At 60.5% G+C, this 23,366-nt stretch carries 22 protein-coding genes and 1 tRNA gene; 7 read left to right on the top strand and 16 right to left on the bottom strand.

From position 1 onward, the window contains the following. The first annotated feature begins 110 nt into the window (after positions 1 to 110). A tRNA-Leu gene (locus tag B2589_RS11300) sits at positions 111 to 197 on the top strand. Between the two features lie 177 nt (positions 198 to 374). On the opposite strand, the gene B2589_RS11295 is transcribed toward B2589_RS11300, so the two are convergent. From B2589_RS11295 to mpl, 4 genes are all read right to left on the bottom strand, one after another. Continuing rightward, positions 375 to 2,237, bottom strand: a complete 1,863-nt coding sequence (locus B2589_RS11295; protein ID WP_286816635.1) for a hypothetical protein — start codon at positions 2,235 to 2,237, stop codon at positions 375 to 377. Positions 2,238 to 2,380: 143 nt separating this feature from the next. Further along, positions 2,381 to 3,520 carry an acyl-CoA dehydrogenase family protein gene (locus B2589_RS11290; RefSeq protein ID WP_022990262.1) on the bottom strand — a complete coding sequence of 380 codons (1,140 nt, stop codon included), beginning with the start codon at positions 3,518 to 3,520 and terminating at the stop codon, positions 2,381 to 2,383. A 121-nt stretch (positions 3,521 to 3,641) separates the two neighbouring features. Then, complete coding sequence (locus B2589_RS11285) at positions 3,642 to 4,265, bottom strand: flavin prenyltransferase UbiX (protein WP_286816634.1); 624 nt, start codon at positions 4,263 to 4,265, stop codon at positions 3,642 to 3,644. Beyond that, a complete protein-coding gene (gene mpl, locus B2589_RS11280) occupies positions 4,258 to 5,652 on the bottom strand; it encodes a UDP-N-acetylmuramate:L-alanyl-gamma-D-glutamyl-meso-diaminopimelate ligase (protein WP_286816633.1) in 1,395 nt (464 codons plus the stop codon). Before mpl ends, B2589_RS11285 begins: the two co-directional genes overlap by 8 nt. Before the next feature lie 145 nt (positions 5,653 to 5,797). Here mpl and B2589_RS11275 point away from each other — a divergent pair, with 145 nt between their 5' ends. Continuing rightward, the gene (locus B2589_RS11275; protein ID WP_022990265.1) at positions 5,798 to 7,060 is read left to right on the top strand and encodes a 6-phosphofructokinase; all 1,263 of its coding nucleotides are present in this window, start codon (positions 5,798 to 5,800) and stop codon (positions 7,058 to 7,060) included. A 114-nt stretch (positions 7,061 to 7,174) separates the two neighbouring features. On the opposite strand, the gene B2589_RS11270 is transcribed toward B2589_RS11275, so the two are convergent. Next, on the bottom strand, positions 7,175 to 7,378 hold the full coding sequence (locus B2589_RS11270; RefSeq protein ID WP_286816632.1) for a glutaredoxin domain-containing protein: 204 nt from the start codon (positions 7,376 to 7,378) through the stop codon (positions 7,175 to 7,177). A gap of 131 nt (positions 7,379 to 7,509) precedes the next feature. On the opposite strand from B2589_RS11270, the gene B2589_RS11265 reads away from it, so the two are divergent. Continuing rightward, positions 7,510 to 7,953 carry a YqaA family protein gene (locus B2589_RS11265; protein WP_058340378.1) on the top strand — a complete coding sequence of 148 codons (444 nt, stop codon included), beginning with the start codon at positions 7,510 to 7,512 and terminating at the stop codon, positions 7,951 to 7,953. Here the strand turns inward: B2589_RS11265 and B2589_RS11260 are convergent. Beyond that, positions 7,893 to 9,338, bottom strand: coding sequence for an ABC1 kinase family protein (locus B2589_RS11260; RefSeq protein ID WP_094624603.1), 1,446 nt, complete (start codon positions 9,336 to 9,338; stop codon positions 7,893 to 7,895). The genes B2589_RS11265 and B2589_RS11260 overlap by 61 nt on opposite strands. Positions 9,339 to 9,592: 254 nt before the next feature. Here B2589_RS11260 and B2589_RS11255 point away from each other — a divergent pair, with 254 nt between their 5' ends. Further along, complete coding sequence (locus tag B2589_RS11255; RefSeq protein WP_286816631.1) at positions 9,593 to 10,684, top strand: GGDEF domain-containing protein; 1,092 nt, start codon at positions 9,593 to 9,595, stop codon at positions 10,682 to 10,684. A gap of 6 nt (positions 10,685 to 10,690) precedes the next feature. Here B2589_RS11255 and lipB read toward each other — a convergent pair whose 3' ends face one another. The 10 genes from lipB to B2589_RS11205 all read right to left on the bottom strand — a co-directional run bounded on the left by lipB (position 10,691) and on the right by B2589_RS11205 (position 19,749). Continuing rightward, positions 10,691 to 11,329: a lipoyl(octanoyl) transferase LipB gene (lipB, locus tag B2589_RS11250; protein WP_286816630.1), complete on the bottom strand. Its 639-nt coding sequence runs from the start codon at positions 11,327 to 11,329 to the stop codon at positions 10,691 to 10,693. Then, positions 11,330 to 11,599 carry an HP0495 family protein gene (locus B2589_RS11245; RefSeq protein WP_036219349.1) on the bottom strand — a complete coding sequence of 90 codons (270 nt, stop codon included), beginning with the start codon at positions 11,597 to 11,599 and terminating at the stop codon, positions 11,330 to 11,332. It abuts the gene before it with no gap. Between the two features lie 41 nt (positions 11,600 to 11,640). Further along, a complete protein-coding gene (locus B2589_RS11240) occupies positions 11,641 to 12,822 on the bottom strand; it encodes a D-alanyl-D-alanine carboxypeptidase family protein (RefSeq protein ID WP_058340382.1) in 1,182 nt (393 codons plus the stop codon). Positions 12,823 to 12,861: 39 nt separating this feature from the next. Further along, the gene (locus B2589_RS11235) at positions 12,862 to 13,761 is read right to left on the bottom strand and encodes a septal ring lytic transglycosylase RlpA family protein (protein ID WP_058340383.1); all 900 of its coding nucleotides are present in this window, start codon (positions 13,759 to 13,761) and stop codon (positions 12,862 to 12,864) included. A gap of 113 nt (positions 13,762 to 13,874) precedes the next feature. Further along, positions 13,875 to 15,017, bottom strand: a complete 1,143-nt coding sequence (gene rodA, locus B2589_RS11230; protein ID WP_022988723.1) for a rod shape-determining protein RodA — start codon at positions 15,015 to 15,017, stop codon at positions 13,875 to 13,877. After that, positions 15,017 to 16,912 (bottom strand): penicillin-binding protein 2, encoded by a 1,896-nt coding sequence (gene mrdA, locus B2589_RS11225; protein ID WP_286816629.1) that lies wholly within the window; start codon positions 16,910 to 16,912, stop codon positions 15,017 to 15,019. The genes rodA and mrdA overlap by 1 nt, the downstream gene beginning before the upstream one ends. A gap of 8 nt (positions 16,913 to 16,920) precedes the next feature. Beyond that, on the bottom strand, positions 16,921 to 17,391 hold the full coding sequence (gene rlmH / locus B2589_RS11220; RefSeq protein WP_022988721.1) for a 23S rRNA (pseudouridine(1915)-N(3))-methyltransferase RlmH: 471 nt from the start codon (positions 17,389 to 17,391) through the stop codon (positions 16,921 to 16,923). 2 nt (positions 17,392 to 17,393) lie between these two features. Continuing rightward, entirely contained in the window at positions 17,394 to 17,744 is a 351-nt protein-coding gene (gene rsfS, locus B2589_RS11215) for a ribosome silencing factor (protein WP_199456192.1), read from the bottom strand. Positions 17,745 to 17,837: 93 nt separating this feature from the next. Then, positions 17,838 to 18,488, bottom strand: a complete 651-nt coding sequence (gene nadD, locus B2589_RS11210; protein WP_199456191.1) for a nicotinate-nucleotide adenylyltransferase — start codon at positions 18,486 to 18,488, stop codon at positions 17,838 to 17,840. Positions 18,489 to 18,492: 4 nt separating this feature from the next. Next, positions 18,493 to 19,749, bottom strand: a complete 1,257-nt coding sequence (locus tag B2589_RS11205) for a glutamate-5-semialdehyde dehydrogenase (protein WP_286816628.1) — start codon at positions 19,747 to 19,749, stop codon at positions 18,493 to 18,495. Positions 19,750 to 19,894: 145 nt separating this feature from the next. Here B2589_RS11205 and B2589_RS11200 point away from each other — a divergent pair, with 145 nt between their 5' ends. Genes B2589_RS11200 through B2589_RS11190 form a run of 3 tightly spaced genes read left to right on the top strand, consistent with a single transcriptional unit; the run spans position 19,895 to position 23,363 of the window. Further along, positions 19,895 to 20,911 carry a GGDEF domain-containing protein gene (locus B2589_RS11200; protein ID WP_286816627.1) on the top strand — a complete coding sequence of 339 codons (1,017 nt, stop codon included), beginning with the start codon at positions 19,895 to 19,897 and terminating at the stop codon, positions 20,909 to 20,911. Next, positions 20,908 to 21,906 carry a GGDEF domain-containing protein gene (locus B2589_RS11195; RefSeq protein ID WP_094624596.1) on the top strand — a complete coding sequence of 333 codons (999 nt, stop codon included), beginning with the start codon at positions 20,908 to 20,910 and terminating at the stop codon, positions 21,904 to 21,906. Before B2589_RS11200 ends, B2589_RS11195 begins: the two co-directional genes overlap by 4 nt. After that, positions 21,903 to 23,363, top strand: coding sequence for a bifunctional DedA family/phosphatase PAP2 family protein (locus B2589_RS11190; protein ID WP_286816626.1), 1,461 nt, complete (start codon positions 21,903 to 21,905; stop codon positions 23,361 to 23,363). Before B2589_RS11195 ends, B2589_RS11190 begins: the two co-directional genes overlap by 4 nt. The last annotated feature ends 3 nt before the right edge of the window (positions 23,364 to 23,366 follow it).

The following is a 23,366-nucleotide window of genomic DNA, read 5'->3' as shown; positions in this document are numbered from 1 at the left end:
GCCCCGAACGGAATCATTAAAGTACGCGCCATCGGTTGAGGGGAACACCTCACCGGGCTGGCAGAAACGCTAAGTTTTCAATAGACTAACAGCGAATCTGCAAATCACCTGCCGAGGTGGTGAAATTGGTAGACACGCTAGCTTCAGGTGCTAGTGGGGGCAACCCCGTGGAGGTTCAAGTCCTCTCCTCGGCACCATTTCCTCCCTCAGGAAATGGCAAGATTCCTTAGAAAGCCTTAAAAGCGCGATACGCCACTGACCAAGCCAAACGGCCTGCTGTCGGTCTTTCTGCGTTTGTTTACCTTGTACCTTCGCCTCCAATCATCCTGCCTGGACTGCCGGGCGCACAGCGTCACCCGGCATCCACCTGACTCTTATTGGATTGCTTCCAGTAAATACTCGGATAACTTCATGTAACTGTACTCAACCTTCGCGTAGGCCCTGGCTGGCGCGGGCCTCCCGGTTCCGCAACTCCGCACAGAATAATCAGACAGATAAGCCTCCCGAATCAGGTTCGGAGCATTTACATCCGGCGTGGCGTCGTAGTGCAGTAACCACTGGAACCCGGCGTCTGCCGCGACATTGCCCGAACCGGCCAGCGCCGGATCCAGGAAGGCGTAGCGCAGGAGGCGATTGACCTCTACCTCAACACCGTCGGCCGAAAACGTCCGGGTATCGTATTCGAACGCCAGGTCGGTAAAGGTTGTCGGCTGTGGCTCATAGCCGGTAAATAGATAGCTAAGGGTTTCGGTAACTACAAAGTTTTCCTGTGCGGTTTCTTCGTCAACCGGCTCACAGGTGCCGGGTTCGCCCTGCCGTTCAACAGACTCGAGTGGCTGGCCATCTTTGGTAATAGTGTAATCGGCCACCAACTCCCCTGAACCCGGAGCTAGCCGGTAGACAACCCCCGCGATCGCACCAACGCCACCGACTGTCGCAACAAGCTCCGAAATTGCACCGTCCTGCTCACTCCAGCTATAGCTAACCTCCGCTCCGGCTCCGAGCTCGGTGGACGCCGGTTCGATGCCCCTGGCTGCATGGCAAAGTGTCGACGTCTGGAATTCGATTGTCTGGGTACCCCAGTCAAAGGTCAGAGTTTCATCCACTACCTGGTCGGGATCATTTTCAGGATTGAACGCATCCCAACCCGCTGGCGCGAGGGATACCGAAGGCAGCCACTGGGTAGAAAGCCCGCCCATATAACCACCAGCAACAATCAGCCGGGCCAGTTCCCGCATCGACAGCGCCAGGCAGCCATTCGCCGCAATTTTAGCCAGCCGCCCGTCTTCACCGTACTCAAACTCAAGCCCGGATGAGGCAACCAGGTTATCCGGTGCCACCGGCAGCTCACCACTTTCCGCGCGGGCAAAGATCTGCTGACCCGTTAGCACCAGCGGATCGGTGATACTGACGGTGACATCCGGCAGTTCCAGAGTATCGATCGCCACGCTGGAGTAGTCATCGCCAGCCGCCTGATCTACGGCCGTAATTACGGCCGGAGCGTGCCGCAACAGGGAAGTGCCCAGAAGCCGGGCCTCTTCCGGGCTAAGGCTAAGCTCTGCGCCCGCCCTTTCGGGCATGCTGCTTGCCACCTGCTGCGTCATAAACTTCACCAGTGCCCGGGCATAGGCATGGGCCCGGTCATCCTGCCCACGGATGTAATCCGCAGTCACGTTGATGCCAGCCAGGCTCTCACCCAGATCGCCCCCGGGCATCAATTCCAATGCCGTCTGGTAACGGGCCAGGGTGGTCAGCGGCGTTACATTGCGGACACCGGGATTAGCCGACAAAACATAGCCCACGGCTATGGCCTGATCCCCCACTTCGGTCTGCTCAACCGTGGTTCCGGGAATAGCGGCTGCGAACAGCGGGTAGTCCCGTGGATCAAGCGGTCGGCCTTCCTGGGGTGACAACTGCAAAGCGGCAAGGTCCAGGCTGAACGCACCATCCTGACCGCTCATGGCCATGGGTTCGCCGCCTTCGATAACCGCAGAATTGCCATTATCCAGCTCTACGGTGAACGACTCGGCGGTGTACTTTCCATCACCGTTCACATCCAGCCACACCCGGGCATTCCTCAGATAGCCGTCAATCACCCGCCCCTGATAAGGCGCCGGTTCGCTGTAATTCACGCCATCGAATTCGCGGCCATCCACGGGCAGCTGGTCGGATTCTTCGCCACAACCGGCGATGGCAAGGGTAAGCAGGGGAACGGAGAGAGCAGTCAGGCGTTTCATCGCGGCAACCGGTTATCCTTGTTAGAGGTTGTGCCGCTACTTTAGGGGATGTCCTGCCGGGAGACCTTGACAGGCTTGGCAAATTGTAAAGTTTGGTAAAGCACTGGCCCCGCACGGTGTCGGGGCCAGTCGGGTCAAAACCCTCAGAATGAACGAGCCACGATTTCTTTCATGATTTCGTTGGTGCCGGCATAGATGCGCTGCACCCGCGAATCGGCCCAGGCCCTGGCAATGGGGTATTCCCACATATAGCCGTAGCCGCCGTGCAGCTGCACACATTCATCCATCACCTTGCACTGCAGGTCTGTGGTGTGTTGCTTGAGCATGGCTGCAGTGGGGATATCCAGCTTCTTGTCCAGGTGCAGCTCAAGGCAGCGGTCGGTAAACACCCGGGCGGCCGTGATTTCGGCTTTCAGCTCCGCCAGCTTGAAACGGGTGTTCTGGAACGCGATAACCGGTTTACCGAAGGCTTTGCGCTCTTTCACGTAGTCCAGGGTCCACTGCCAGGCTGCTTCGGCAGCGGCTACGGCAGTCAGAGCCACTTGCAGGCGCTCCGCCGGCAACTCCTGCATCAGCTGGAAGAAGCCCTGCCCTTCCATGCTGCCCAACAGATTATCGGCCGGCACTTTTACATCCTGGAAGAACAGCTCGGAGGTGTCCTGGGCCTTCATGCCCACCTTGTTCAGGTTCTGGCCTTTCTCGAAGCCTTCCCAGGCGGTTTCCACCAGCAACAGGCTGGTGCCCTTGGCGCCTTCCTTGGGATCGGTCTTGGCCACAACGATCACCAGGTCTGCCAGCTGACCGTTGGTAATAAACGTTTTGGAGCCATTGAGATTGTAGTGGTCGCCCTGGCGAATGGCGGTGGTCTTTACGCCCTGCAGGTCAGAACCGGCGCCCGGCTCGGTCATGGCGATGGCGGTAATCATTTCACCGGAGGCCATTTTCGGCAGGTACTTCTGCTTCTGCTCTTCCGAGCCGTAGTTCAGGATGTACGGCGCCACAATATCGGAGTGCAGTCCCCAGCCAATGCCGGACAGACCGGCCCGGGAGATCTCTTCCATAATCACCGCCGAGTAGCGGAAATCGGCCCCCACGCCGCCGTACTCCTCCGGCAGCATCGGGCACAGGAAGCCCAGCTCGCCCGCCTTTCGCCAGAGCTCGCGGCTGACCTGGCCATCCTTTTCCCATTGCTCGTGATAAGGCGCGGCTTCCTGTTCCAGGAACTTGCGAACGGAATCGCGAAAGCCTTCAAGATCGGCGTCGAACAGAGTACGTGGAATCATGCTGAACCTCGGTGAACGGGTTGGTTTATCGTTGTGTTCAGCAAGTCTGTGGCGGGGCGGGTTTTGGCTCAATGGTGAAAACCATCAATCGCTTTGGCCAAAACCAACGTCCCGGGAAGGGTCAATCTGTTTTCTTTGCACCCCAGCGCGGGACCAGGGTTTGCGGCAGGTCCAGGTGGTCAAGAATCCGGGCCACCATGAAGTCCACCAGGTCATCCAGGGATTGAGGGTTGTGATAGAAGCCCGGGCTGGCCGGCATGATCACCGCCCCCATGCGGGTGAGCTTGAGCATGTTCTCCAGGTGCACTTCGGAATAGGGAGTTTCCCGCAACACCAGGATCAGTTTGCGGCGCTCTTTCAGGGCAACATCCCCGGCCCGCTCGATCAGGTTGTTGCTGGCACCGGTCGCCAGGGCCGACAGGGTGCCGGTGCTGCAGGGACAAACCACCAGTGGAGCTTTCTCGCCGGAGCCGGAGGCCGGGGGCGAGAACCATTCTTCCCGGCCGAACACCTGCACCTGGCCATCTTCGGCACCGGCATAGGCCGACAAAGCCTCCGCCATGGCGGGTGTGGAGCCGGGCAGGCGGAAATCGGTTTCAGTGGCCATCACCACCTGGGCCGCCTTGCTGATCATCACGTTCACCCGGCAACCGTTGGCTACCAGGCACTGCAGCAGGCGCAGTCCGTATTGGGCCCCGGACGCGCCGGTAAATGCCAGGTTAATTACCGGGGAATTCTCAGCCACGACGTTTCTCCAGTTCCGCCACCAGCTTGCGGTGAATACCACCGAAGCCACCGTTACTCATGATCACAATGTGGCAGGTTTCCGGCAGCTGGTCCACGGCCCGGGAAATCAGGGCATCGACCGACTCTTCCACGCCATGGTGGTCCAGCTCGCCGTGCTCGGCACGCCAGACGTTCACCAGTTCCGGCAGCCAGCTCATCTCGCTCAGGTTACCCCAGAGAACGCGGTCTGCTGCCGCGGCACTGGGAATCAGGGTCTGCTGGTGTACGCCCTGTTTCATGGTGTTGGAACGGGGCTCGATAATGGCCATAATCGGCTCGTCCCCCACCTGGCTGCGCAAGCCCTCCAGCGTCAGGGCAATGGCAGTCGGGTGATGGGCAAAGTCGTCATACACCCGCACACCACCAACCTCGCCCACCAGCTCCATCCGTCGCTTAACACCGGAGAACCGGCACAGGGCGGCCACGGCATGGTCCGGCGTTACACCCACATGGCGGGCAGCGGCAATGGCTGACAGCGCATTACGCACGTTGTGCATACCCGTCAGTTTCCACTTCAGGGTAGCCACCGGCTGCTCGTGGTGGATGACCATAAAGCGGCTGCCGTCCTCTGCCAGCAGCTCCGCGCGCCAGTCTGCGGTACGGCTGATCTCGCTGCCGATGGCGGTATCCTGCACCGGGCTCCAGCAGCCCATTTCCAACGCATTATCGAGGTGCTGGTCCAGGGCCGGGCGAATGATCAGACCCTGGGACGGGACAGTGCGCACCAGGTGGTGGAACTGGCGTTCGATGGCTTCCACGTTCTCGAAAATATCGGCGTGGTCGTATTCGAGGTTGTTCAGGATCAGGGTGTTCGGGCGGTAATGGATAAACTTGGAGCGCTTGTCGAAGAACGCGCTGTCGTATTCATCGGCCTCGATGACAAAGAAGTCGCTGCTACCCAGGCGCGCGGACACCGGGAAATCCTGGGGCACGCCGCCCACCAGGTAGCCGGCATCAAACCCGGCCTGGTCCAGGATCCACAGCAGCATGGCGGTGGTGGTGGTTTTGCCGTGGGTGCCGGCCACCGCCATCACCCAGCGATGGCGCAGAACTTCCCGGGCCAGCCACTCGGGGCCGGACATGTAATCGATGCGCCGGTTCAGCACGGCTTCTACCTCCGGGTTGCCCCGGGACATGGCATTACCAATCAGCACCAGGTCCGGCTTCGGCTCCAGGTTCTCCACCCGGTAGCCTTCCATTAACGAGATACCCTGGGCCTCCAGCTGGGTACTCATGGGCGGGTATACCCCCTGGTCGGAGCCGGTCACAGTGTGCCCCAGTTCCCGGGCGATGACCGCCAGGCTGCCCATGAAAGTGCCGCAGATTCCCAGTATGTGTATGTGCATTAAGGTAAGGCCTCCGGTTTGAAACCTGCCAAGCCTCTACCATACTTTCTGCGGGGTCAAGGGCACGGTATATGCTCATGAAACTTCCACCTGATTCGCGTATGATTTGCGCCATCATTGAACCAGCAGGAGGCTTTAGCCCGAGATGGCTATCAAGAATGCGTTTTATGCCCAGTCTGGCGGGGTAACCGCCGTTATTAACGCCAGTGCCTGTGGCGTTATTCAGACCGCCCGCCAGCACCCGGACAAGATCGGCAAGGTGTTTGCCGGCCGTAACGGCATCATCGGCGCCCTGAAAGAAGAGCTGATTGATACCAGCCTGGAGTCAGATGACGCCATCCAGGCGCTGATTCATACCCCGGGCGGCGCTTTCGGTTCCTGCCGCTACAAGCTGAAGAACCTGTCGGAAAACCAGCGCGAGTACGAACGCCTGATCGAAGTCTTCCGCGCCCACGACATCGGCTACTTCTTCTACAACGGTGGCGGCGATTCCCAGGATACCGCCTACAAGGTGTCCCAGCTGGCCGACAAGATGGGTTATCCGATTACCTGCATCGGCGTGCCCAAAACCGTCGACAACGACCTGCCGTTCACCGACTGCTGCCCCGGTTTTGGCTCGGTCGCCAAGTACATTGCCACCTCTACCCTGGAAGCCAGCCTGGACATCAAGTCTATGTGCGAAACCTCCACCAAGGTGTTTATCCTGGAAGTGATGGGCCGGCACGCGGGCTGGATTGCCGCTTCCGGCGGACTGGCCGGCCAGGGTGAAGGCGAGCCGCCCCACATCATCCTGTTCCCGGAAATCCCGTTCAACCGGGAGAAGTTCCTGGAGCGCGTAGACCAGTGCGTGAAAGATTACGGCTACTGCGTGGTGGTTGCCTCGGAAGGTGCCCAGTACGAAGACGGCCGGTTTGTAGCCGACGCTGGCGCCAAGGATGCCTTCGGCCACACCCAGCTGGGCGGTGTTGCACCGGCCCTGGCCAATATGGTGAAACAGGCCCTGGGCCACAAGTACCACTGGGCCGTTGCCGATTACCTGCAGCGCGCAGCGCGGCACATTGCCTCCGCTACCGACGTAGAACAGGCCTACTCCGTGGGCAAGGCTGCCGTGGAAATGGCCCTGAACGGCAAACAGGCACTGATGCCCACCATCGTGCGGGACCAGGCCAAGCCTTACCGCTGGAGCATTGGCCAGGCCAACCTGAGCGAAGTGGCTAACCAGGAAAAGAAAATGCCCATCCACTACATTACGGATGACGGCTTCGGCATTACCGAGGAGTGCCGTGACTACCTGCAGCCGCTGATCGAGGGCGAGAGCTTCCCGCCGTTCGAGAATGGCCTGCCCAAGGTGGCCAAGCTGAAAAACCAACTGGCCGAGAAAAAGCTGAAAACAGAGTTCACCCTATAACAGCTATCGCCAGAAACACAAAGGCCCGGCTTTTTACAGCCGGGCCTTTGTGTTTCTGGAAGACAGAAAATGGGGTCAGGCGGGCTGCCTGCGCACGTAGGCGGAGAAATCGTCTTAGCCGCCAACGTATTCGTCACCCACCAGAATCTGCGGCACGGTATACACCGGGCGGCCAATCCTGTCGGCAACATCCTGCTTGCTCAGCCCTTTCTCGATCATGTCGACCCACACGTAGGGCATGTTCCGGGACTCGCACAAGTTCTTTGCCGCTACGCAGAACGGGCAGCTCATGCGACCGTAGATGGTAACCTGCTCCATAAAACCTCCTCGGGAAATAAAGGAAAACCAAAACCTGAAAGTTGGGCAAATAATGACAGCTCGTCCGGGGATTGGAAATTGGCACTTACCATTACAGCCATAGTACTTTACGATTCAGCCATGGAGACGCCATGGCCTACCTGACTCTTTTCCTGACCGCCTTCGCGGCCGCTACCCTGCTGCCAGCCTACTCCGAGATCCTGGTGGGTACCCTGGTGAACCAGGATTACGCCCTGTTCTGGATCTGGTTCTGGGCCACCGCCGGCAATACCCTGGGCTCGGTGGTGAATGGCATCATTGGCCGGCAGGTAGACAGGTTCAAACACAAACGCTGGTTTCCGGTCAGCGAACTGCAACTGCACAAGGCCCGCAACCGGTTCAACCGCTACGGGCAGTGGTCTTTGCTCCTCGGTTGGCTGCCGATCGGGGGTGACGCGCTCACACTGGTGGGCGGCATTATGCGGGTGCCCTGGCTCAACTTTGTGGTGCTGGTAGCCATCGGCAAGGGCTTGCGCTACGCCTTTGTGATCTGGGTGGTACTCGAAGCGTCCGGGTTGGTCGGATCCTCACCGTAAAGGTAACGGCGCAACAGTGGCTCACCATTAAACTCGGAATGCATCACTGCCACAAAGGTGTACACGCCAATCAGCTTCCGGTTCAGGAACACGAACTCCTTGGGCGGTACCCGGAAGTAACGGCTGATGGCCGAGCGGGCTGCCTGCCGGGCCACCCGGGAGGGCAGGTCGCTCTGTTTCCAGCGGTACTGGCCGTGGCTGTTCACCGCATAGTCCGGCCACTGGCCCTGGTCCCGGGCCAGGGGCTCCAGCACCGACATGCAAACCTGTCCGAACTTTTCCAGCACTTCCCGGGGCCAGTCGTAGCTCATAAAGCGCAGCTTCACGCCGCCCTCGATCACCTGCTCCAGGTCGTCTTCATAAGACGCGCGGATCATCTGGATGACCGGATCCAGAAACTCCCGGGAATAGCTTTGTACCGCACCGAAATCGAGCAGCACAATGCGATCATAATCCGGCTCCTCCCCGGCTTCACCGGCAATACGAATGCGGTAATTGCCGAAGTTGGGATCGGTCTGGATTTCGCCCCAGACAAACAGCTCCCGGAAAAACAGCTCAAGGGCCGCCTTGCCCAGGGCGCTCCGGCGCTCCAGGGACAGCTCCCGCACTTCCTGGGAGCCTACGGAATGGCCGTGTTCATAGGTTGAGGCGATGATGTGATCGGTGGAATATTCCGGCAGAACCCGAGGCACGATAAACCGGGGATCGTCCGCCAGCATCTGGCGGAATTTTTCCGTGGTGCGGGCTTCCAGCCGGTAGTCCACCTCCCGGTGCATCATCTGCCGGACTTCTTCGAGCCAGTCATTGAATTCGGGGCCGAAGCTCACCAGCCTGGCCACTTTCAATAACTGGGCCACGGCGTTGAGGTCGCTGTCTACTGCATCGGCCACGCCGGGGTACTGAACCTTCAGCACCAGTTCCAGGCCATCGCTACGGCGCACGGCACGGTGCACCTGCCCCAGCGAGGCAGCGCCTATGGGTTCCGGGTCTACCTCCAGCTCTGCCAGCCGGTCCGCACCGATTTCCGCCTTCAGCACCCGTTCAATGGCAGGCCACTCCAGGGACGTGGTCTGGTCTTCCAGGGTATGCAGGGCTTCAGTCACTTCTTCCGGCAGAAAGTGCTCGCCGTACAGCGCCATCACCTGGCCGATCTTGACCACACTGCCCTTCAGGCGGCCAAGCTCATCCACCAGGAACCGGGCCTGGCTGGACAGCATGGCCTTGTGCCTTTGCTCACGGGTGTCTTTGCTGCTGAACCAGTTGGTAGCCATGTGGGAGGCCATGCGGGTTCCGGCAAAGAGACCGGCCTTGGTCAGCGACAGCCGACGCTCAAAACTACCGGTCTTGATGCGTGAGACGGATTTTCCGGAGCGCCTTTCTGTCATGAACGACCTGTCTTTGTCTGGGAATTTGCTGCTTTTCCGATACTTCCATGCATTATACGGATCCTGCCCCGATACAAGCTAACCGATTCGTCGCCGGATTTCCGTTTCCGGGGCCAATGTGCACAAACTTTAACCAGTAATAATCAGTACCCGCTGAAGGTTACGATTCGATACAGTCACAGCGCTTAAGTGTCTCTACTATATACAGACCGGCCACAACTGGCCGCCCTGAAATCTTATACAACAATAATGCCATGACGCAGACACCCCAATCCGCTGCCGATTCCGAGCTGTCTCAGTTTCGGGTTAAAGGCGAAATTCCTGTACCGGCCCTGATCAACTGGCTGAGCGCGGCCGCGGTTCCCATACTGGCCTTCTTCGCCTGGCGCTCGAGCCAGCATGGCGACAACCTGAACGCCAGCGTTCTGCTGGTATTCTCCGGCCTGCTGTCACTCAACCTGCTGGTGTTTCTGGGCTTTCGCCACAAAACCCTGCAGCGTCGGGGCTTCATTTCGCTGATCACCGTGCTGTTCACGTACCTTGCCGTGCACGCGGTGGAAGATGGCTCTGCCATTATCTGGCTGTTTGCCTACCCGCCCATCATCTTTTACATCAGTGAAGCCCGGGTGGGCGTGTTTGCCTGTGCTGGCGGCTGGCTGGCCGTACTGTTTCTGTTCAGCCCCGCCGGCGAATGGCTGTTTGGCGCCACTTACAGCAGCAGTTTCCGGATTTCCCTGGTGATCGTGCTCGCGTTCGAAATGATCACTTGCTATATCCTCGACCAGAGCCGGCGCCGCAGCAAGCTGGGGCTGCTGAAACTGGCGGCGGAGTTCGAATATGCGGCCAAGCACGATGCCCTGACCGGGCTGGCCAACCGCCGCGAAGGCCTGACCCAGCTCGAAGGCGAATACCAGCGCTACCTGCGCAACGGGAGGCCTTTCTCGGTATTACTGATGGACATTGACCTGTTCAAGACCGTGAACGACCAGCATGGCCACCAGGTGGGCGACGAACTGATTATCCTGGTGGCGCGCACGCTGGCATCCGGCTGTCGCAAGATGGATACCATTGCCCGTTGGGGCGGGGAGGAATTCCTGGTGCTGTTACCGGAAACGGCTCTGGCCGAAGCCAGTGCCAGCGCTGAACGGATGCGGGCCGCAGTAGCCAGGCAGTCTGTTCAGACCGAAAGCGGCAAAACCATGGGGGTTACCATCAGTACCGGCGTTGCCAGCATTCGGGGATCGGAATCGATTGACCGGCTGTTGCAGCGGGCCGATGAAGCCCTGTATGCCGCCAAGTCCGGCGGCCGGGACCAGGTGTGCATCGAGGCCACGGCTGCACGCTGAACCGGCTTACCAGCCCTGGCGATGCTCCACCTGCTGGTTGCCCAGCCCGGCTACCAGCTCTTTCACCAGGCGGCGTTCAAGCTCGTATACCGAGGCCCCCTGCTCGAAGTCTTTCACCTGGCACATATTCATGCCGGCATAGCCACAGGGATTGATGCGGGAGAACGGCTCCATGTCCATATTCACGTTCAGGGCCAGGCCGTGGAAGGAACAGCCCCGGCGCACCCGCAGGCCCAGCGATGCAATCTTGGCCCCGTTCACATAGACACCGGGTGCGTCGGCACGGGGTGCCGCTTCCACACCGGACTGGGCCAGTGTGCGCACAATAGCCTGCTCGATCACATCCACCAGGGCCCGGACACCCAGTTTGCGCCGGGACAGGTCAATCAACAGGTAGATCACCAGCTGGCCCGGGCCGTGGTACGTCACCTGGCCGCCGCGGTCTACCTGGATAACCGGGATATCACCCGGTAACAGGATATGCTCGGCCTTGCCCGCCTGCCCCTGGGTAAACACCCGGGGATGTTCCAGGCACCAGAGTTCGTCGACCGTGGAGTCGTCCCGGTTGGCGGTGAAGTTCTTCATCGCCTCCCAGGCTTCCATGTAGGGCTGCTGGCCCAGCGAGCGGACAATCAGGTCTGGCATTTACAGCACCATGTGAACCCGGCCACTGGCTTTGAGGTCCTCAAACAGTGCCTTGAGTTGCTCTTCGCCGGTGGCAACGATTTTCAGCTGCACAGACGAAAACCGGCCCTTGCTGCTGTCGTTTACCGAGATATCTGCCTCGCAGATGCCCGGCGCGTGCTGCTCCACCACTTCCACCACGAATTCCGTGAAATCCGGGGCGGCATTACCGATCACCTTGATCACGTAATCGCAGGGAAATTCAATTTTCGGTGCTTTCGGCTCACTCACGCCGTCTTTCTCCCGGCCAGGGCACGCTCTGTGCCTGTGGCTCACTCAAACAGTTGAACAAAAAAGAGCTTGATGGCATCCCAAAGCCGCTTGAACAGCCCGCCTTCCGGTACTTCGGTCAGCGCCAGTACCGGTTCGTCCACCAGGGTTTCACCATCCAGGATAACCCGAACGCGACCCAGCTCGTCTCCCACATTGATGGGTGCCTTGATCACAGAATCAAGGTCTACGGTAGATTCCAGCTGGTTTCTGGAGCCGCGGGGAATGGTTACGTAAACATCTTCCGGCATACCCACGGAAATCTGGTCAGCCTGGCCGCCCCAGACCTTTGCCTGCACCAGCTCCTGGCCGGCACGGAACAAACGCTCGGTTTCGTAGTAACGGAAACCGTAGTTCAGCATTTTCTGAACTTCCTGGGCCCGGGCTTCGGAACTCGAGGTGCCCATTACCGAGGCAATCAGGCGGGTATCGTTACGCTTGGCAGATGCCACCAGGCAGTAACCGGCTTCTTCGGTGTGGCCGGTCTTCAGGCCATCCACGCTGTCATCCCGCCACAACAGGGCGTTGCGGTTTGGCTGACGGATATTGTTGTAGGTGAAGTGCTTCTCCGCATACAGCGGATAGTTTTCCGGATAGTCCTGGATAATTGCCCGGGCCAGCAGAGCCAGGTCGTAGGCGGTCGAGAAATGGTCCGGGGCCGGCAAGCCGGTGGCATTCTGGAAGTTGGTGTTCGTCATACCCAGCAATTGCGCCTGCTGGTTCATGATGTCCACGAACGCACCCTCACTGCCGGCAATAAATTCGGCCAGGGCCACGGAGGCATCATTACCGGACTGGATGATCACGCCTTTCAGCAGGTTTTCCACGGATACCGTGGTGCCTTCCTGTACGAAGGTCCTGGAACCCTCGGTACGCCAGGCTTTCACACTGATGGGCACCATGTCAGACATGGAAATCCGGCCTTCGTCCAGCTCACGCTCAACAATGTAAGCCGTCATCATCTTGGTCAGGCTGGCCGGGGGCAAACGCTCGTTGCTGTTGTTCTCCATGATCACACGGCCGCTCAGGGGGTCCATCAGAACCCAGGAGCTGCCGGCAATGGCCGGAGGAGAAGGAATCAGGACCGACTGGGACTGGGCCGAAGCCGTCCCTGCGGTTACAAACAGAGCAAATGCCAGTAGAAAAATTCGGGTAAACATTTTGAAAGCCATGGGTTGTGTCATTCGTCGTCAGATGTTGGTCTTATGTGTGCCGGCGGCAACTCAGTGCGAATCCGTCAGGACTATGGGCTGGCCGAAACCCCGGGATTCCAGCAGGTTCCGGGCATAGCGGGCTTCGTCTTCATTCGGGAACGGGCCCACCTGTACACGGTGGAAACGTCCCGAGCCGGTGCTCACTTCACGCAATCGTGCCGGAGTCTCCGTTGCTTCCCGGGCCCTGGCCAGCAGGGCTTCGGCCGGGTCCCGGCTGCTGAAGGCACCCAGCTGCACAAACAACGCCTGTCCCGATGCTGCCGGCGCAGAGGCAGGTTCTGAGGCTACCTGCACCGGTGCCTGGACCTTGCCAGTGGGCTCAAACGGCTCGCCCGCCAGGAACATGGCGCCATCCGGACGAACCGTGATAGCGGCCACCTCCACCCGGGCTGTGCCGCGAGCGTGATAATCCAGCTTCTTGGCTGCCGCATAGGACAGATCAATCAGGCGGTCGCCGTGAAACGGGCCACGATCATTCACCCGGACAATCACCGACCGGCCATTGTCCAGGTTGGTCACCCGGGCATATCCCGGTATGCGCAGAGACTTGTGGGCGGCCGACATGGCGTACATGTCGAAGGTCTCGCCATTGGACGTTTTGTGGCCGTGGAATTTCTCACCATACCAGCTGGCTGTACCCCGGGCCACATAGCCGTCATTGCTGTCGATCACCCGGTAACTCTTGCCCCACACGGTGTACGGGGATTTGTTACCGGCCCGGCGAGGCTCCTCGTACCGGGGCACCGCGTCGGTCAAGCCGCTGATGTCGTAGTCACCGGAGGGGCCACGATCCTGCTTTATGGTATAGCGCGAGGAATGATCGGTTTCCGGAGCCGGCGTGCTGGCACAGCCAGACACCAGAACCAGTGTGATCAACCCCGGCAGCCAATGTTTCGGAACCTGCAGCATATCAGCGCCTACCCCTGTATTGTCTCGGTTGGTCAGTCATTACTGACCGGCAACATTGTAACGGGTTCCAGGCGCGATTCACCATTACCGGCCGGCCATTATTGCCAGCCCGGCTACGCCGAGATCATCCGGCGGTGGGTGTGAATCGACATCAGCACCCCGAAGGCTGCCATCAGGGTGACCCCGGACGTGCCCCCGTAACTGATCAGGGGCAGCGGAACACCAACCACTGGCAGCAGCCCGCTGACCATTCCCACGTTCACAAAGATGTAGATGAAGAAGGTCATGGTCAGGGCACCCGCCAGCAAACGGCTGAAGGAATCCTGGGCGGTTACGGAAATGTAGAGACAGCGCAGGATAATCAGGAAATACACCGCCATCAGCAGCATCATGCCGACAAAGCCGAATTCCTCGGCAAGCACCGCCACAATAAAGTCAGTGTGGCTTTCCGGCAGGAATTCCAGGTGCGACTGGGTGCCCTGGAGCCAGCCCTTGCCATCCATACCACCGGAGCCAATGGCGGTTTTCGACTGGATAATGTTCCAGCCCGCGCCCAGAGGATCACTTTGCGGATCAAGCAGGGTCAGCACCCGTTGCTTCTGATAGTCCCGCATCACGTAGAACCACATCAGCGGCGCGGAAACCGCCACCATGCCGAAAAAGGCGGTGATGAGCTTCCAGCTGATGCCGGCAAAGAACACCACGAAGATGCCCGCCATGCCCACCAGCAGCGAAGTACCCAGGTCAGGCTGCTGGATGATCAGGAACATGGGCAACAGAACAATCACCAGGCCAACCACAATCCGCGAAAACGTGGGTGGCAGGTAATAGCGGGACAAATACCAGGCCGCCATCATCGGTACCACCAGTTTCATCAGCTCCGAAGGCTGGAAACGGGGCAGCCCGGGTAGCGCCAGCCAGCGCTGGGCACCCTTGGCGCCAACACCCACCAGCAATACCGCCACCAACCCGGCCAGGCCTGCCAGGTACAGCCAGGGTGCCCAGCGCCGGAATATGGCAGGGTCCAGCTGGGCAAACACAAACATCACCACAAAGGCCACGCCCAACCGGATCATCTGGCCCTTAACCACGGCAAAGTTCCGGTCTGCACCGCTGTACAATACAAACAGGCCACCACCCACCAGCAGCAACAATAACGCCAGCAGGATTGGATCCAGGTGTAACGTTGACCAGATGCTTCTGGGCCGGCCCAGAGCGCCCGATTCCTGGCTGTTCAACAGCTTTCCGAGTGCCATCAGCCCTCACCTCCGGTTTCAGCCTGGCCCACCACCTGGGCCGCCTCTGCCGCAGGGAATTCCTCCAGCCACGCATCAAACAGCCCGCGGGCGACCGGTGCCGCGACACTGCTGCCACCACCGCCATTCTCGACAATGATGGCAACGGCGATTTTCGGATCGTCTGTGGGGGCAAAGCCGACAAACAGCGCATGATCCCGCAGGCGCTCGCGGATCTCCTCGGCATCGTATTCTTCGTCTTCACCCAGGCTGAACACCTGGGCAGTACCGGTTTTACCGGCCATACGGTAACTGGCACCCGCTGCGGCACCACGAGCCGTGCCGCGGGTTCCGTGCATAACTTCTTCCATGGTATCCACCACGTATTCCCAATCGTCAGGATTCTTGAGATCCAGGGGCTTATGGGTGGATGCCGGCAGGAACTCTTCCACCGGGCGGTCACCACGGATATCTTTCAGCAGGCGCGGTTCTACCCACTCACCCCGGTTGGCAATCAGGGCCGTGGCGGTCGCCAGTTGCAGGGGTGTAGCCAGGAAAAAGCCCTGGCCGATACTCATATTGACGGAATCCCCCGGATACCAGGGTTCACTGCGGACCGCCCGCTTCCAGTCCCGGGACGGCAGCAGACCACTGAGGGCACCGGCGACGTCGAGGGTGGCGTCTTCACCAAACCCGAAGCGGGACAGATAGTCGTACATCACGTCGACACCCATTTCGACGCCGATCTGATAAAAATAAACATCGCAGGACTCCGCCACGGAATCCATCAGGTCTACCCAGCCATGCCCGGTTCGCTTCCAGTCCCGGTAGCGTCGACCGCTTTCCTTGAGCTGGAAATAACCCGGGTCCCAGATGGTTCGCTCGCGGGTGGTTACGCCACTGTCCAGGGCGGCCACGGCCATCATAGGCTTGATGGTGGAGCCGGGAGGATACTGGCCACGCAGGGCCCGGTTGAACAGGGGCTTGTCGATGCTTTCACTCAAATCCCGGTAGTCTTTGACACTGATACCGGTCACAAACTTGTTGGCATCGAAGCCGGGCACGCTGGCCAGGGCCAGGATGCCGCCGGTGGCGGGCTCGATCGCAATGATGGCGCCACGCCGGCCTTCCAGCAATTCGTGGGCCTTGCGTTGCAGGCGCAAATCCAGGTGCAGCTGCAGGTCTTCCCCGGGTACCGGGTTTTCCCGTTCCAGCACCCGGAGTATCCGCCCCCGGGCATTGGTTTCTACGTGCTGGTACCCCACCTTGCCGTGCAACACTTTTTCGTAGAATCGCTCCACACCGGATTTGCCGATGTAGTTGGTGCCGGCGTAATTCACCGGATCAATGCGCTGCAGTTCATTCCGGTTAATACGGCCGACATAGCCCAGGGCATGGGCGGTCAACTCACTGTGCGGGTAATAGCGAACGAGTTCGGCCTTGACCTCGACACCGGGGAACCGGTGCCGGTGTACCGCCATCCGGGCGATTTCCTCTTCGTTCAGGTCGTAACTCAGGGGAATTTCCTGGAACGGGCGGCGCGGTTCATTCAGCCGGCGCTGGAAGCGTTCAATGTCTTCATCGGAAATACTCAGGATTTCCGTCAGCCGGGCCAGGGTTTCATCCATGCTGCCAATCCGCTCGGGCACCAGGGTGAGGCTGAACACCGGCCGGTTTTCCGCCAGCAGCAGGTTATTGCGGTCGTAAACCAGCCCTCTGGGAGGCGGGACCGACTGCACCTGCACCCGGTTTTTGTCAGACAGCGTGGTATAGATTTCATGCTCGACGATCTGTAACTGGTACATCCGCGCCAGCAAACCACCCAGGGCAAGCATAACCAGCACCAGCATAACCAGTGCCCGGCGCTGGAACAGTCGGCGCTCTGCTACGGTGTCCTTGAATTCGCCCCAGGCCATTGGCAGCCCTATGCCCGGTGGTAAGGATGGTTACGGGTGATGGACCAGGCCCGGTACAGCTGTTCGGCCAGGACGATGCGCACCAGCGGGTGCGGCAGGGTAAGGGGGGAAAGCGACCATTGCTGGTCGGCACGGTTGCGGCAGGCATCGGCCAGGCCATCGGGGCCGCCCACCAGAAAGCAGACATCCTGGCCATCCTGCTGCCAGTTTTCCAGCTGGCTTGCCAGTTTCTCGGTGGACCAGGGCCGGCCACCTACTTCCAGCGCAATCACGCGGTCACGCTGACCCACTGCCGACAGGATGGCGTCGCTTTCACGCTGCATCAACCGGGGAATATCCGGATTCTTGCCGCGATGGGCCATGGGGATTTCAGTCAGTTCGAGGGGCAACTCCGGAGGCATCCGGCGGGCGTAGTCGTTGTACCCCGCACTGACCCAGTCGGGCATTTTCTGCCCGACACAGATCAGACGCAGGCGCATGGTTACTCGCTGCCCGCTGCACCAAGGTCCGGAGCATCACGCCAGAAGCGCTCCAGATCGTAGAATTCGCGGGTAGCAGGCATCATCACGTGAACCACCACATCGCCCAGATCTACCAGAATCCAGTCACTACCGGCGCCGCCTTCAACATTGTTGGCGCGCACACCCTGTTCCTTGGCTTCGACAACCACGGAATCGGCAAGGGATTTGATGTGACGGTTGGAAGTACCCGATGCGAGAACCATAAAGTCGGTCACGCTGGTGCGATCACGGACATCAATCACGCTGATATCCTGTGCCTTGACCTCTTCAAGAGCGTTTACGACCAGATCTTTCAGTTGTTCTGCCTGCATAATTACCCTGTTTTCCGGGCTCTGGCCGGAGTGGCCACCCGATAAGTGATATTCAGCCGCGATTGTAGCATCAAAGCCAGCTGTGGATAACTCCTAAAAACCGTTGGCGCTGCCGGAACCATAAAGGCCCAGTGCCTGCACTCTCTGCCACACGGCATCGGGCATCAGGTATCTGGGCGAACGGCCGGCTGCAATGCGCTCCCGAATGCCGGTTGCCGAGATGTCCAGCAGCGGCGGATCCAGCTCCAGTACCCGGCCAGCGGGGCTCTCCCGCAAACTGGCCGCACCGGCAGCGCGCCGGCCTGCAAGCAAGTGTGCCGCACCACTGTTTTCAGGCAGCTCAGCCCCGGGCCGGCGGACCACCACAATGTGCGCCAGTTCAGGAATCTGCTGCCAGTCCTGCCAGCGGTCAAAACCGGCAAAGGAATCAGTACCCACGACCATCACCAGGGGCGTCTCCGCACCCAGTTCCTGCCGGAGCTGGCGCAAAGTGTCTGCGGTGTAGGAGGCACCGGCCCGCTGAAGTTCACGGTCATCCACCCGCAGGCGTTCTTCGCCGGCGATGGCCAGGCGGATCAGCTCGAGCCGCTGGGCAGAGGTCGCTCCCGTGTCGCCCCGATGGGGAGGAATATGACAGGGCACCAGGTGAACCCGATCCACCGCCAGGGCGTCGGATACCTCCAGCGCCAGCCGGAGGTGTCCGTGATGGATGGGGTCAAAGGTGCCACCGTAGATTACATGCATGGCATCAGGCCCGGATGTGGCCGTCGCCGAATACCACATATTTCTGGGAAGTCAGGCCTTCCAGGCCAACCGGGCCACGGGCGTGGATCTTGTCGGTGGAAATGCCGATTTCAGCCCCCAGGCCATATTCGAAACCGTCCGCAAAGCGGGTGGAGGCGTTGACCATCACCGAACTGGAATCCACCTCGGTCAGGAACCGGCGGGCCCGGGTGTAGTTCTCGGTGATGATGCTGTCGGTATGCTGGGAGCTGTACCGGTTGATGTGCTCGATGGCGCCATCCAGGCCGTCGACCACACGCACCGCAAGAATCGGCGCCAGGTACTCTTCGTGCCAGTCGTCCTCGGTGGCGGCACTGATGCCTTCAACAATCGCGCAGGTACGTTCACAGCCCCGCAACTCCACACCCTTGGCGGCAAATTCGGCCGCCAGCAGGGGCAGCATATCGTCTGCCACTTCCTGGTCCACCAACAGGGTTTCCATGGTGTTGCAGGTGCCGTAACGGTGGGTCTTGGCGTTAACCGCGACCTTCAAGGCCTTTTCAGGGTCGGCATGGCTGTCGATGTACACGTGGCAAACACCGTCCAGGTGCTTGATCACCGGCACCCGGGCATCGCGGCTGATGCGTTCGATCAGGCCTTTACCACCCCGGGGCACAATCACATCCACGTACTGGGGCATGGTGATCAGCTCGCCCACCGCGGCGCGGTCGGTGGTTTTCACCACCTGCACTGCGGTTTCCGGCAGCCCGGCGGCCGCAAGGCCGGTGGCCAGGCATTCGGCAATCGCCTGGTTGGAATGGATGGCCTCGGAGCCACCGCGCAGAATGGTGGCATTACCGGATTTCAGGCAAAGGCTGGCCGCCTCGACCGTCACATTCGGCCGGGATTCGTAGATGATGCCGATAACGCCCAGCGGAACGCGCATCTTGCCCACCTGGATACCGGAGGGGCGATAGGTCATATCGGTGATTTCGCCCACCGGGTCCGGCAGGGTTGCTACCTGGCGCAGGCCTTCAATCATGGTGTCGATACGGGCCGGCGTCAGCTCAAGGCGGTCCAGCATGGCCTCGTCCAGGCCATTGGCCCGGCCGTTTTCCAGGTCCTTGCGGTTAGCCTCTGCCAGTGCCTGGCGCGCCGCATCCAGTGCTTCCGCTGTTGCCAGCAGGGCCTGGTTGCGCACGGCGGTTGCCGAACGGGCGACTTCTCTTGAGGCGACCCTGGCCTGTTGGCCAAGCTCCGCCATATAGGCTGCAACATCCATCGATTTACCTTTTATTCTGCTAGCTGATTCCAAAACCGGGCGGTTACTTTACCTTTCCCGTTTCAAGTCCGCACCCCAAACGACTATTATACCGCTGCACTGCTTTCAATATTCAATGGATGTGCCAGCGAAGGACAGAGGTTCCATGCCCCAGTCGGCCGAAAAATTCCTGCCCAGCACCCTCACCAAAGCCGGTTGTGCCGCCCTGGCACTCACCAGCGCTCTGAGTGTGCTGCTTGGCGAACCCCTTGCGGCGGCTTCTGCAGCGGCTGCTGCCGGGTTGTGCCTGGCAGGCAGCCCCCTGAACAATCAACAGGGCAAACTGCCATGGCCACAACTGAGGTATTTTTTCCTCGGCGCCCTGGCCCTGGCGCTTGTTGCCGCCCTGTGGCTGGGGCCGTGGTCGCTAAGCCACTGGCTCTATGCCCTGCCGCTGGCCACCTTCGCCCTGCTGCCGGTTTACCTCGCGGCACCGGTGACCCTGGTTCTGCTGGTCCTTGTGCTGTCCAGCGCCCAATGGCTGGTCAACCTGCCAGACCGCCACCAGATGGTCAGCGCGTTTGTACTGACCACGCTGTTGGCCGGCATCCTGGTGTTCCTGCGGGAATACAAGTCCCGCCAGCTGGCGCCACTGCGCCGCACCGACGAGCTCACCCAGGCCGCCAGTCGGGAGTACCTGTCGGCGGACCTGCACAAGGAAATCCAGCGCAGCGAACGGGAGGGCACCAACCTGTCGGTGATGATGATCGGCCTCGACACCCATCTGAGTGACAGCGACCCGGACGAAGACATCCGCGCTATCCTGCCCAGAATCGGCCGTTACCTGCATTCCCAGTTACGGGACTTCGATACCTATTACCGGGTGGCCGACCTGCAATTCCTGGCGATTCTGCCGGGCGCAAATACCGCCGAAACCGCAAAGAAGGCAGACCTCATCCGCCAGGGACTTGATAAATTGATGGAGTCTCACGGCCTGAAACTCACCGTCAGCACCGGCGTCGCCGGCCTGAACATTGGCGATGATGCCGACAGCCTACAGCAAAGCGTGGCCAACGCCCTGCGCCGGGCCCAGCAACAGGGTGGCAATCGCACCCAGACCTTCAGCAACCCGCTGCCGTCCGACCTTCCGGGCAAACAGGATCCGGAGGCCAACGCTCAATGACCGAAACCCGCCTGCGTACCTGGAGCCACAGCGCCGCCTACAGCCTGACAGCCCTGGTTATTTCCGTCCTGGCGTTGCAGAACCTGCGCTACGGCTTCTACCAACTGTTTTACCTGGCCCTGGCAATGACCGCCCTGCTGCTGGCCGGGCTGGTGTATACCTACTTCTGCCGTCGCCACCAGCTTTCGGCACCGGGCCACCTGATCATCCTGGCCGGCCTGAACAGTGGCCTGGTGGCGGCCGTTCTGACCATGAACGCGCCCGGCATCAGCCACTGGGCCATGCCCCTGCTGGTGCTTAACCTACTGATCCTGCCCCTTCGGCAGGGGCTGGCGCTGTGCGCCCTGTTGCTGCTGCCGGTGATTGCCGTGACCTGGCTCGGCAACCCTGTTACCGATGCCGTCATCACCAGTGCCGGCCTGCTGCTCCTGGCCGCCGTCACCGCACTGTATGTATGGCACTACGACCACATGACCCAGTCCGCCCAGGACCTGGCCATTACCGACCCGATCACCGGCGCCCACAATGCCCGTTTCCTGGATGAAACCCTGCAAAAGGAAATCAGCCGGGCCATTGCCACCGGCCACCCGCTGTCGGTCATCAGCCTGAGCCTGGACCACCACGACCAGATCCGCGACCTGCACGGCAAGCGCGGCCTGAACCGCCTGCTGAGCCAGATTACCCGGCAACTGTTCGAAACCATCCGGGCGGGAGACTCCCTGTACAGCCTGCAGGATTCCGAGTTTTTCCTGATCCTGCCATTCACCCCGGAAGAAGGCCTGCGGGTAATTGCCGAACGCATCCGCCGCACCATCGCCGAACGGGACTGGCCGGAAACCGGCAAGGTGTCCGTAAGCCTTGGCTGTACTACACGGGGCAATGGCGATACCAGCACCGAGCTGCTTCGCCAGCGGGCAACCAATGCCATGCTGGAAGCCAGGAAACACGGGGCTGATTCCGCATGGTTCACCCCGGGAGAGCCGGTCAGGGCATGACCGGGAGCTGGTTCACTGAGCTGACCACCTGGGTAGCTGGAAACCCGGGCTGGCTGGTGTTCGCCCTGTTTGCCACGGCGCTGATTGAATCCCTGGCTATCGCCGGCATCATCGTGCCTGGCGTGGCTATGTTGTTTGCCTTTGCCGCCCTGGCCGGAAAAACCGGCATTCCCCTGTCCGAAGCCCTGATCTGGGCCGGCCTGGGCGCCGTTGCCGGCGATGTCCTGAGCTTCTCCATCGGCCGGCTACTCAAAGGACGACTCGACGCCGTGTGGCCTTTGAGCCGTTACCCCGGCCTGATTGCCAAGGGAGAAACCTTCTTCCGGGCCCATGGCGGCAAGAGCGTCATCATCGGGCGATTCGTGGGCCCGATACGCCCTATCATTCCCATGGTGGCAGGCGCACTGCACATGCCCTGGCGCACCTTCATTACCTTTAACCTGCTGTCAGCCGTGGGGTGGGCACTGGTGTATATCCTGCCCGGGTTCACCGTAGGCACGGCACTGGCCAGCGAAATCAAGCCGCCACCTCACTTCTACCTGGTGCTCGGAGTCAGCTTTGGGGTACTGCTGGTGGTTTACCTGATCCTGCTGCAAATGCGACTGGGCCTGGGAGAAGGCAGCCGCCCGTACCGGTGGCTGGAAACCACCATGGCCCGCTACGATGCAACCCACCGGTTCTGGCGGCTGTACACCAGCGAGCGGCCGGCCCGCCGTGGCGAATTCCCGCTGCCGTCCCTGATGATGTCCGTTACAGCCCTGGCGCTGTTCCTGATCCTGGCTCAGGTGGTGACGGTCAGCAGCAAACTGTATGAACTGAACCAACAGGTGCTGGCCTGGTTTGCCCTGCTGCGCCAGCCGCTGCTGGATTTGCCGATGGTTGCCTTTACCCTGGCCGGAGACCCACCGGTACTGATTGCCGCCGCCGTGCTCGGGTTTCTGGTGCTGGTATTTCGCGGCTACTATGCCGCCGCTATCCACGTTGCAGCCGCCGCCATCCTGGCCAGCGGGAGCATCTGGTTACTGAAAGCCGGCTTCGGAATACCACGGCCCGATACGGTGATGCTCCCGCCACCTTCAGGAGCCTTTCCCAGCGGCCACACTGCCGGGGCCACGGTGCTGGTAACCCTGTGCGCCAGCTTCATTGCGGCGGAAAGCCGGCAACGGCAGCGCTGGCAAAGCTACGTGCTGCTGTCACTGCCATTGCTGCCGGTAGCCCTGAGCCGGCTGTATCTGGGGGTACACTGGTTTACCGATGTTCTGGGAGGGTTGTTCCTGGGCCTGGCCATTACCGGGGTTATCCGCGCCAGCTACAGCCGATATGATCGCGTGCCGCTGAGCCCGGATCCGTTCACCTGGGCAGCGCTGGGCCTGTGGCTGGCATTCACCGCCGTTTACATTGCCGGCCATTGGGACGGTGCCGTTCTGGCCTACTCGCCGCAGCCTGTGACGCCCTGACCG

It is taken from the genome of Marinobacter sp. UBA3607 (assembly GCF_002375525.1).
In the GTDB taxonomy this organism is placed as follows: Bacteria; Pseudomonadota; Gammaproteobacteria; order Pseudomonadales; family Oleiphilaceae; genus Marinobacter; species Marinobacter vinifirmus.
Note: the sequence above shows the minus strand (reverse complement) of the source record. Positions and strands in the feature narration are given on the sequence as shown.